This is a genomic window from Actinotalea ferrariae CF5-4, from assembly GCF_000603945.1.
In the GTDB taxonomy this organism is placed as follows: Bacteria; Actinomycetota; Actinomycetes; order Actinomycetales; family Cellulomonadaceae; genus Actinotalea; species Actinotalea ferrariae.
Genome location: NZ_AXCW01000120.1, coordinates 1 through 10,280, shown reverse-complemented (window position 1 = coordinate 10,280; position 10,280 = coordinate 1). Strand labels below are relative to the sequence as shown.

At 73.0% G+C, this 10,280-nt stretch carries 9 protein-coding genes; 7 read left to right on the top strand and 2 right to left on the bottom strand.

Going from position 1 to position 10,280, the window contains the following annotated elements; genetic code table 11:
* Window positions 1–19 precede the first annotated feature (19 nt).
* Window positions 20–1,216: a diacylglycerol/lipid kinase family protein gene (locus N866_RS11510; protein ID WP_034226465.1), complete on the bottom strand. Its 1,197-nt coding sequence runs from the start codon at window positions 1,214–1,216 to the stop codon at window positions 20–22.
* A 111-nt stretch (window positions 1,217–1,327) separates the two neighbouring features.
* On the opposite strand from N866_RS11510, the gene serS reads away from it, so the two are divergent.
* The 7 genes from serS (at window position 1,328) to N866_RS11475 (ending at window position 9,545) form a co-directional block, all read left to right on the top strand.
* On the top strand, window positions 1,328–2,611 hold the full coding sequence (serS, locus tag N866_RS11505; protein ID WP_034226463.1) for a serine--tRNA ligase: 1,284 nt from the start codon (window positions 1,328–1,330) through the stop codon (window positions 2,609–2,611).
* On the top strand, window positions 2,608–3,423 hold the full coding sequence (locus N866_RS11500) for an HAD family hydrolase (RefSeq protein ID WP_034226461.1): 816 nt from the start codon (window positions 2,608–2,610) through the stop codon (window positions 3,421–3,423). Before serS ends, N866_RS11500 begins: the two co-directional genes overlap by 4 nt.
* A 184-nt stretch (window positions 3,424–3,607) precedes the next feature.
* Complete coding sequence (locus N866_RS11495; RefSeq protein ID WP_052022951.1) at window positions 3,608–4,663, top strand: LacI family DNA-binding transcriptional regulator; 1,056 nt, start codon at window positions 3,608–3,610, stop codon at window positions 4,661–4,663.
* 290 nt (window positions 4,664–4,953) lie between these two features.
* A complete protein-coding gene (locus N866_RS11490; protein WP_034226459.1) occupies window positions 4,954–6,345 on the top strand; it encodes an ABC transporter substrate-binding protein in 1,392 nt (463 codons plus the stop codon).
* A 215-nt stretch (window positions 6,346–6,560) separates the two neighbouring features.
* Entirely contained in the window at window positions 6,561–7,520 is a 960-nt protein-coding gene (locus N866_RS11485) for a carbohydrate ABC transporter permease (protein WP_052022953.1), read from the top strand.
* Window positions 7,517–8,488: a carbohydrate ABC transporter permease gene (locus N866_RS11480; RefSeq protein ID WP_034226457.1), complete on the top strand. Its 972-nt coding sequence runs from the start codon at window positions 7,517–7,519 to the stop codon at window positions 8,486–8,488. Before N866_RS11485 ends, N866_RS11480 begins: the two co-directional genes overlap by 4 nt.
* 184 nt (window positions 8,489–8,672) lie before the next feature.
* Window positions 8,673–9,545 (top strand): EamA family transporter, encoded by an 873-nt coding sequence (locus N866_RS11475; protein WP_034226455.1) that lies wholly within the window; start codon window positions 8,673–8,675, stop codon window positions 9,543–9,545.
* Between the two features lie 82 nt (window positions 9,546–9,627).
* Here the strand turns inward: N866_RS11475 and N866_RS11470 are convergent, their stop codons facing one another.
* Window positions 9,628–10,251, bottom strand: a complete 624-nt coding sequence (locus tag N866_RS11470) for a bacterial proteasome activator family protein (RefSeq protein ID WP_425393958.1) — start codon at window positions 10,249–10,251, stop codon at window positions 9,628–9,630.
* Window positions 10,252–10,280: the final 29 nt, after the last annotated feature.

Sequence of the window (10,280 nt, the reverse complement as noted above, 5' to 3'; positions counted from 1 at the left end):
CAGGCCGGTGGATCAGGGCTCAGGAGTCGTCCTCCAGCGGGAGGCGGACGACGAGCGCGCCCGGCTCGATGCGCGCGTGCAGCTCGAGCGCCTCGCCGATCGTGTCGCCGTCGACCTGGACCGGCTGCGGGTCGCGCGAGCGCACCCGCACCTGCTTCACGTCGTGGTGCTCGATCCGGCCGAGCGCCCCGTCGACCTGACGGGCCCGGATGCCGAACCGCTGGAGCGTGACGTCGCCCGCGACGCGGGCCCAGCCCAGGATCCCGGCCCGCGCGTCGATGGCGCCGACGTGGAGCAGGCCGTCGTCCACCGCGGCGTCGGGGATGAGGGTGATCCCGCCCGGGAGGCGCCCGACGTTGCCGAAGATCAGGCTGCGCAGCCGGACCGCGCGCCACGGCCCGTCGTCGTAGGACAGCGCCAGGCGCATCCGGCGGCCGCCGAGGTGGCGCAGACCCGAGAACACGTAGGCGACCCAGCCGACGCGGGCCTTGAGGTCCTCGTCGGTGTCGCCCATGACGGCCGCGTCGAACCCGACGCCCGCCATGACGAGGAAGATGTGGTCGCGCGCCGGCTCCACCGCGTCCGGCGGCGTCTCCGCGGGGTCGACGGCGGCTGGGTCGGCCTCGGCCACGACGTCCTCGACCTGCGACTCGTCGCGGACGATCGTCAGCCAGCCGACGTCCAGGCTCCGGTCCGTCCCCGTCAGCGCGATCCGGAGCAGCGCGTCGACGTCCCCGATGGGGAGGTCCAGGTTGCGCGCGAGGAGGTTGCCGGTGCCCTGGGGGATGAGCCCCATCGCCGCCCCCGTGCCGACGAGCCCCTCGGCCACGGCCCGCACGGTCCCGTCCCCGCCGATCGCGACGACGAGCTGTGCGCCCTGCTCCAGGGCCTGCCGGGTCTGCCCGATCCCGGGGTCCTCGGCGGTCGTGTCGAACCACAGCGGTTCGGGCAGATAGCGGGCCGCGCACGCCTGCACGGCGGCGTCCCGCAGCTCCGGCACCCCGGGCTTGGTGGGGTTGGCGACGAACGCGACGCGGACGTGCGCCGCGTCGGTGTCCGCGGTGGCCGCGGTGCCCTCGGCGCCCGGGCCCGCCGCGGACGGGCTGAGGTCGAGGCCGTGCCCGCGCAGCGCGTGGCGCGTCCGGACGACGAGCACGAGGGCGACGGTCGCCAGGGCGATCGCGAGGCCGGTGACGAGCCATCCCACCCAGGTCATGACCGAACGGTACGGGCGGGCGGGTCACGCCGCGCCCTGGTCGGCTGTGCCGTGCCTAACACCCGCTGAGCCGCAGTCGAGGGGCCGGGGCCCGGTCGATACCCTCCAGGGGTGATCGACCTGCGCCTCCTGAGGGAGAACCCCGACGCCGTCCGTGCGAGCCAGCGCCTCCGGGGCGACGACCCCGCGCTCGTCGACCAGGTGCTGGAGCTCGAGGCCCGGCGCCGCTCCGGCCTCACGCGGTTCGAGGAGCTCCGGGCGGAGCAGAAGGGGCTCGGCAAGCAGGTCGCGCAGGCCCAGGGCGACGAGAAGCAGGCGCTCCTGGCGCGCGGCAAGGAGCTCGCCGAGGCGGTCAAGGCCGCCCAGGCCGACGCCGACGCCGCCGGCGCGCAGCTCGACGAGGTCGCGATGCGCATCGCGAACGTCGTCGTCGACGGCGTCCCGGGCGGTGGCGAGGACGACTACGAGGTCCTGCGGCACGTCGGCACCCCCCGCGACCTCGCCGCGGAGTACGGGCCGGACTTCGCGGTCCGGGACCACCTCGAGCTGGGCGAGCGCCTCGCCGCGATCGACACCGAGCGCGGCGCCAAGGTCTCCGGGGCGCGCTTCTACTTCCTCACCGGCGTCGGGGCGCGGCTGGAGCTGGCGCTGCTCATGGCCGCCATGGACAAGGCGGTCGCGGCCGGCTTCACGCCGATGATCACCCCGACCCTCGTCCGGCCGGAGGTCATGCGCGGGACCGGCTTCCTCGGTGCGCACGCCGACGAGGTGTACCGGCTGGAGGCCGACGACCTCTATCTCGTCGGCACCTCGGAGGTCGCGCTCGCCGGCTACCACGCGGACGAGATCCTCGACCTGTCCGGCGGGCCGCGCCGGTATGCCGGCTGGTCGGCGTGCTACCGCCGCGAGGCAGGCTCCCACGGGCGGGACACCCGCGGCATCATCCGGGTGCACCAGTTCCACAAGGTCGAGATGTTCAGCTGGACGACGGTCGAGGACTCCGAGGCCGAGCACGCCCGGCTGCTCGCCTTCGAGGAGGAGATGCTCGCGCTGGCGGAGCTGCCGTACCGGGTCATCGACGTCGCCGCGGGGGACCTGGGGTCCAGCGCGGCCCGCAAGTTCGACTGCGAGGCCTGGCTGCCCAGCCAGCAGCGCTGGCTCGAGCTCACCTCGACGTCCAACTGCACGACGTTCCAGGCGCGCCGCCTGGGCGTGCGGGAGCGCACGGGCGGCGGGACGCGCGCGGTCGCGACGCTCAACGGCACGCTCGCGACCACGCGCTGGATCGTGGCGCTCCTGGAGAACCACCAGCAGAAGGACGGGTCGGTGCACGTCCCGGCCGGGCTGCGGCCCTACCTCGGCGGCCTCGAGGTCCTGCGCCCGGTGGGCGCGTGACCGGGGCGGGCCGGCCGGCCGCGCCGCGCCTCGTCGCGCTGGACCTGGACGGCACCCTGCTGGACTGGTCGGGGCGGCTCATGGACGGGATCGTCGACGCGGTGACGGCCCTGCGCGCCGGTGGTGACCACGTCGTCGTCGCGACCGGGCGCTCGGTGCACTCGGCCCTGCCCTACGCCCGCGAGCTGGGGATCGACGTCGGGCCCGTCGTCACCTCGAACGGCGCCGTCACGGTCGAGGTCCACGACGAGGAGCCCGGCTACCGGATCTCCGACCTGGTGACGTTCGACGCCGGGCCGGCGCTGCGGCTCGTCCGCGAGGAGCTGCCCGACGCGCTCTTCGCCGTCGAGGACGTCGGCCGCGGCTTCTTCGTCCACGGGGCCTTCCCGGACGGGGAGATGGACGGGCACGTGACGCCCGTCGGTTTCGACGACCTGTGCGCCGTGCCGGCGACCCGCGTCGTCATCCGCAGCCCCGAGCACACCGACGAGGACTTCCACGCGATGGTCGAGCGGATCGGCCTGCACGAGGTGTCCTACGCCGTGGGCTGGACCGCGTGGCTGGACCTGAGCCCGAAGGGTGTGTCCAAGGCGACGGCGCTGGAGGTGGTGCGCGAGCAGCTCGGCGTCGACCCGTCGCGCACGGTCGCCGTGGGGGACGGGCGCAACGACGTGGAGATGCTGCGCTGGGCCGCCCGCGGCGTGGCGATGGGCCACGCCGACGACGTCACGCGCGCCGCCGCGGACGAGGTCACCGGCGCGTGGGACGACGACGGCGCGCTGGCCGTCCTGCGGGACCTGCTCGAGGGCTGACCTGCCCGTTCGGGCAGCTCGCCGAGCAGTCCTCGAGCAGTCCTCGAGCAGCCCTCGAGCAGGGTCTCCGAGCAGCGCCTCCGCGGCGCGCAGGGGGCCGCACGGGTGACCCGGGCGCCTCCGGCGTGCCCGGGGGCGACCGACGTGGTGGACCCTCGGTGGCCCGAGGAGGACAATCCGGCTCATGGCGGCAGGCATCGACGACGTCGCCCGCGCCGCCGGCGTGTCGACGGCAACGGTGTCGCGGGCGCTGCGAGGGCTGCCCAACGTCAACGCCGCGACCCGGGACCGCGTCCGGCTCGTCGCCGAGCAGCTCGGGTACGTCGCGTCGCCGTCGGCCGCGAGCCTCGCCTCCGGCCGGACGCGGACGATCGGCCTCATCAGCCCCTTCATCAACCGCTGGTTCTTCTCCAACGTCATCGAGGGCGCCGAGCGGGCGCTGCGGGCCCAGGGCTTCGACGTCCTGCTCTACACGTTCGAGATCGACCGCTCGGCCGGGCGCGCCTACCGGGTGGACCCGGCCGTGCTGCGCCGCCGGGTCGACGGCATCCTCGTCGTCGGGCTGCCGCTGGAGGAGGACGAGGTCCGCGCCCTCCAGGGGCTCGGCTACCCCATCGTGTGCGTCGGGTGGGGCGGGTACGGCATCACCACGGTCCGGCTCGACGACCGGGGGACGGCCATGGCCGCCACCCGGCACCTCCTCGGCCTCGGGCACCGGCGCATCGGCCACATCTCGGGGGCGCCCGACGACGTCTCGCCGTGGTCGCCGCCCGTGGACCGGGCGGAGGGGTGGCGGGAGGCGATGCGTGAGGCCGGGATCGAGCCCGGGCCGGAGCTCGAGGTGCACGGTCACTTCGACACCGCCGGCGGCCGGGAGTCGGTGCACGAGCTGCTCGCGCACGCCCCCGACGTCACGGCCGTGTTCGCGTCCTCGGACGAGATGGCGATGGGGGCGATCCTCGGGTTGCGCGACCTCAACCTGCGTGTCCCGGAGGACGTCTCGGTGATCGGCGTCGACGGGCACGACATGGGGGAGCTGGTCGGCCTCACGACGATGGCGCAGGCGGCCGACGAGCAGGGCGCGGCCGCGGCCCGGCTCGTCCTGGACATGATCGCGGGGTTCTCCCCGCCGAAGGAGATCGTGTACCCGACGGAGCTGGTGCGCCGCACGTCGACCGGGCCGCCGCCGCCGCTCGCGCCGGGAGCGCGCCGGGCACGTCCGGTGCGCCGCGCCGGCTGAGCGCTCAGGGACGGCCCGAGCGCCTCGGCGTCCGCGGCCCGGCATGTCCGAATCGTTCCGAGACCGCCGTGATCTGCTGCATCGCGCCCCTCGACGGTCCGTCCCGTGTCACCCGGTCGGCCCCGTGTGACGGAATCGTTACCACTTCGTCGCCCGGATGTGGCCGCAACTGCTTGCAGAGCCCCGATGAAAGCGCTTGCATTGCCAGCGTGCCCGGGGAAGTGCACGTCACTGAACCCCAGGCGGAACCGGGGCGGTCCGCCGCCCTACGACGACGTGGAGGTTCGTTGATGAAAAGCACGACGCGAGGCCGCGGCACTGCTGCCGTGGTCGGCGGTCTCGGCCTGGCGCTGGTCCTGGCCGCCTGCACCGCTCCCCCGGAGGAGGAGGGCGGCAACGCCGGCGGCGGCGGTGACAACGGCGGAGAGGTGGCCGAGGGCTGCGAGGAGTACGCGGACTACGGCGACCTGAGCGGCACCGAGGTCACGGTCTACACCTCGATCACCGCCCCTGAGGACGAGGCCCACATCGCCTCCTGGGTCCCGTTCGAGGAGTGCACGGGCGCCGACGTGATCTACGAGGGCTCGCGCGAGTTCGAGGCGCAGCTCCCCGTGCGTGTCCAGGCCGGCAACGCCCCGGACATCGCCTACGTCCCGCAGCCGGGTCTGCTCCAGACCCTCGTGAACGACTTCCCCGACGCGGTGCAGCCGGTCGGCGAGCTCGCCGAGGCCAACGTCGACGAGTTCTACTCGGAGGCCTGGAAGGGCTACGGCACGGTCGACGGCACGTTCTACGGCACCCCGCTGGGCGCCAACGTGAAGTCGTTCGTCTGGTACTCCCCGAGCATGTTCGAGGAGGCCGGCTACGAGATCCCCGAGACCTGGGACGACATGATCGCCCTCTCGGACGAGATCGTCGCCGCGGGCGGCACCCCCTGGTGCGCGGGCATCGGCTCCGGTGACGCCACCGGCTGGCCGGCCACCGACTGGGTCGAGGACGTCCTGCTCCGCTCCGCGGGCCCGGACGTGTACGACCAGTGGGTCAACCACGAGATCCCCTTCAACGACCCGGCGGTCGTCGAGGCCATGGACTACGTCGCCTCGATCCTGAAGAACCCGGAGTACGTCAACGCGGGCTTCGGTGACGTCAGCTCGATCGCGACGACCGAGTTCACCGACGCGGGCTACCCGATCCTCGACGGTGAGTGCTGGATGCAACGTCAGGCGTCCTTCTACCAGGCGCAGTGGCCGGTCTACCAGGAGGACGCGGTCGTGGCCGAGGACGGCGACGTCTTCGCCTTCTACCTGCCCCCGATCGACCCGGAGAACCAGCCGGTGCTCGGCGGCGGCGAGTTCGTGGTCGCCTTCTCCGACCGTCCCGAGGTCGCTGCGTTCCAGGCGTACCTGGCCAGCCCCGAGTGGACGAACGCCAAGCTCGAGTCCTCGGGCCCGGGCTGGGTGTCGGCCAACAACTCGCAGGACACCTCGCTCTACGAGTCGCCGATCGACGCCCTGTCGGCCGAGCTGCTCGCGGACGAGACCCGCACCTTCCGCTTCGACGGCTCGGACCTCATGCCGGGTGCCGTGGGCGCTGGCTCCTTCTGGAGCGAGATGACCGCGTGGCTCGCGACCGACAAGCCGACGCAGGACGTGCTGGACACCATCGAGGCCTCCTGGCCGTGATGCTGGCGTGAACCGGCCGGGGCCTGCTCCACTAGGGGCAGGCCCCGGTCGGCACGTCGACGGCGACGCACCGCGCCTCACCGGCTCGTGAGGCGCCGCACACGGAGGTGGCAATGGACTTCTTCAGCAACATCGGCGCGTGGCTCGAGTACCTGACTCGCGGCCTGCGCTCCTGGCTCACGGACGCCTCGGACCCGGGGCACAAGCTCGCCCTCATGGTCGTCGCCGTCCTCATGTTCGTCGTCGTCATGGGCGTGATCCTGCTGGCGGTGGACCGCATCAAGCGGATGCCCGCCTGGGCGGTCACGGCCGCGTTCCTCGCGCCGACGCTCCTGTTCCTGACCTTCGGCCTGCTGTACCCCGGCGTGCGGACGATGTACGCCTCCTTCTTCAACCGCAACGGCTCGGAGTTCGTCGGCCTGGACAACTACGTCACGGCCTTCACGCAGACCGAGTTCCAGATCGTCCTGCGCAACACCGCGCTGTGGGTGATCCTCGTGCCGCTGCTGTCGACGCTCTTCGGCCTCGTCTACGCCGTGCTGGTCGACCGCACCCGCTTCGAGCGCTTCGCGAAGACCCTCATGTTCCTGCCGATGTCGATCTCCCTCGTGGGTGCGTCGGTCATCTGGCGGTTCATGTACGAGTACCGGGCGCTCCTGCCGGACGCCGAGGGCAACCCGACGAACGAGCAGACAGGTCTGCTGAACCAGATCCTCGTGTGGTTCGGCGGCGAGCCCCAGCAGTTCCTGCTCAACGCCCCGATCAACAACTTCTTCCTCATCGCGGTCATGGTCTGGATCCAGTCCGGCTTCGCGATGACGATCCTCTCCGCCGCCATCAAGGCCATCCCGGACGACATCGTCGAGGCCGCGCGCCTCGACGGCCTCACCGGCGTCAAGATGTTCCGCTACATCACCGTGCCGAGCATCCGGCCGGCCCTGGTGGTCGTGCTCACCACGATCGCCATGGCGACCCTGAAGGTCTTCGACATCGTCCGGACCATGACCGGGGGCAACTTCAACACCTCCGTCGTGGCGAACGAGTTCTACACGCAGAGCTTCCGGGCCGGGAACGCGGGTCTGGGCGCCGCGCTGGCGACGGTCCTCTTCATCCTCGTCATCCCGCTGGTCGTCTACAACGTCCGGCAGATGCGACTCGCGGAGGAGATCCGATGACCACCACGCCCCCGCCCCCGCAGGCGTTCCAGAAGTCCGAAGAGGGGGAGATCGACGGCGGCAAGGCACCTGGGCTCGCCCGGCCGAAGGAGCGGAAGCTCACGCGCGCCGAGCAGCGTGCGATCGCGGTCAAGGGCAAGATCAGCTCGCCCTGGGCCTCCGGGATCGCCCTGGCCATCGCCCTCCTGTGGACCGTCCCGACGTTCGGCCTGCTCGTCACGTCGTTCCGTCCGGCGAGCGACGTCCGGCAGACCGGGTGGTGGACCGCCTTCGGGAACCCGAACTTCACGCTGGAGAACTACTCCGAGGTGCTGTTCGGCGGCGCGAGCTTCTCGAACTACATCATCAACTCCCTGGTCGTGACGATCCCCGCCGTGCTCATCCCGATCAGCCTCGCGCTGCTCGCGGCCTACGCCTTCGCATGGATCGACTTCCGGGGCCGGGACGTGCTGTTCGTCGCGGTGTTCGCCCTCCAGATCGTCCCCATCCAGATCACCCTCATCCCCCTGCTGACGCAGTACGTGGACTGGGGTCTGGCCGGGTCGTACTGGGTCGTGTGGCTGTCGCACACGATCTTCGCCCTGCCGCTCGCGGTGTTCCTCCTGCACAACTTCATGAAGGACATCCCCCCGTCCCTCATCGAGGCTGCGCGTGTGGACGGCGCGGGACACGTGAAGATCTTCTTCCAGGTGCTCCTGCCTCTGCTGGTGCCGGCGATCGCCGCCTTCGCGATCTTCCAGTTCCTCTGGGTCTGGAACGACCTCCTCGTGGCCCTCGTGTTCAGCGGCGGCACGGCGGACGTCGCGCCGCTGACGGTCCGGCTCGGCGAGCTCGCCGGCAACCGTGGCGAGACCTGGCACCTGCTCTCCTCGGGCGCCTTCGTCACGATCATCGTCCCGCTCGTGGTGTTCCTCGCGCTGCAGCGGTACTTCGTCCGCGGCCTGCTCGCAGGGTCCGTCAAGGGCTGAGCCCCGGTCGGCCACCACGCACGCACGGCGCCCCCGGCTCCCTCACGGGACCGGGGGCGCGGTGCGTCCTCGACCGGACGGTGCGCCGGGGGAGGGGCTCCCGGCCCGCGGTGGCTAGCCTGACGCGGTGACCCCCGAGCCCCCGACGACGCCGCCCGCGGCTCCCGGGAGGTCACTCGGCCGGGTGCCCGCGCCGGCGATCTTCGTCGCGTCGGGCCTGACCCAGTACCTGGGCGCCGCCCTCGCCGTCGGCCTGTTCGACCGCATCCCGGCGGCCGGCGTGGCCTGGCTCCGCGTCGTGGTGTCCGCCGTGGTCCTCGTGGCCCTGACGCGGCCCTGGCGTGCGGGCTGGACCCGGCGCCGGCTCGCGGCCGCGACGGCGTTCGGCGTCTGCCTGGCCGCGATGAACATCACCTTCTACGTCGCGATCGACGACCTGCCGTTGGGCACCGCGGTCGCCATCGAGTTCCTGGGGCCCGTCGCGGTCGCCGCCGTGACCGGCTCGGGCTGGCGCGAGCGGTGGGGGATCGTGCTGGCGTTCGCCGGCGTCGTCCTGCTGGCGGGCGTGACCCTCGAGGTCGGGGGACCGGGCGTCGTCGTCGGGCTCGTGGCCATCGGGCTGGCCGCGGCGTTCTGGGCCGGCTACATCGTCCTCGGGCGGCGCGTGGCCCTCGGCGGGTCGGGCGTGTCGGGTCTGGCCGTCGCGATGACGGCCGGCGCCCTCGTCACGGCGCCCTTCCTCGTCGGGACGGCGGCCCCGGTCCTCACCTCGTGGTGGCTGGCGGGCGCCGTCGTGGGCGTCGCGGTGCTGTCCTCGGTGATCCCCTACGGCCTCGAGCAGGTCGTCATGCGCCGCGTGGGGGCTGCGGTGTTCGCGATCCTCCTGGCGCTCCTGCCCGCGACGGCGACCGTCGTCGGCGCGCTCGTGCTGGGCCAGGTCCCGGGCCCGCTCGAGGTCGTCGGTCTCGTGCTCGTCTCCGGAGCGATCGCCCTGACGTCCGCCCGACGGCGCATCCCGGCAGCGCCGGCGGAGGTCCTCCCGGACCCGACGCCCTGAGGCGGACCCTGAGCCACAGCCCCTGAGGCACCGCGACGAGCCGGCAGCCTGCGCCGCCCTCAGCCGGTCACCCGGCCGCCCCTCAGAGGTACTGGCCGGGGTGCCGCTGCTCCTGCCCGGGCGGGGTCTCGTCCTCCGGGCCGGGCGACATCCCGGGCGGCATCGAGCCGGGCGGCAGGGCCCGGCGCATCTGCGCCAGCTGCGCCTGCGTGGAGACCTGCTGCGCGACCAGCGCCGTCTGGAGGCCGTGGAAGAGCCCCTCGAGCCACCCGACGAGCTGGGCCTGGGCGACGCGCAGCTCGGCGTCCGACGGGCTCTCGTCGTCGGAGAACGGCAGCGTGATGCGGCGCAGCTCGGCGACGAGGTCCTCGGAGAGGCCGTCCTCCAGCTCGCGCAGGGAGCGGTCGTGGACCTCGGCGAGCCGGGTGCGGGCGGCCTCGTCGAGCGGGGCGTTGCGCACCTCCTCCAGGAGCTGCTTCACCATCGTGCCGATCCGCATGACCTTCGCGGGCGAGCCCGTGAACATGGAGTCCGGCCGGGTCGGCGACCGGCCCTCGGTGCGGGCCGCCGCGCCGGCCTCGTCGTCGGGCGCGGTGCCCTCGGGCTCCCCGTCCTCCGACACGGTGTCATCCGGCTCGGCGTCCTCCGGCGCCTCGACGACGACGTCGTCGGCCTCCCCGCCGCTGCCCGCGTCCCCGGGGTCCACGGTCGGATCGGTGGGGGCAGGGGCATCGT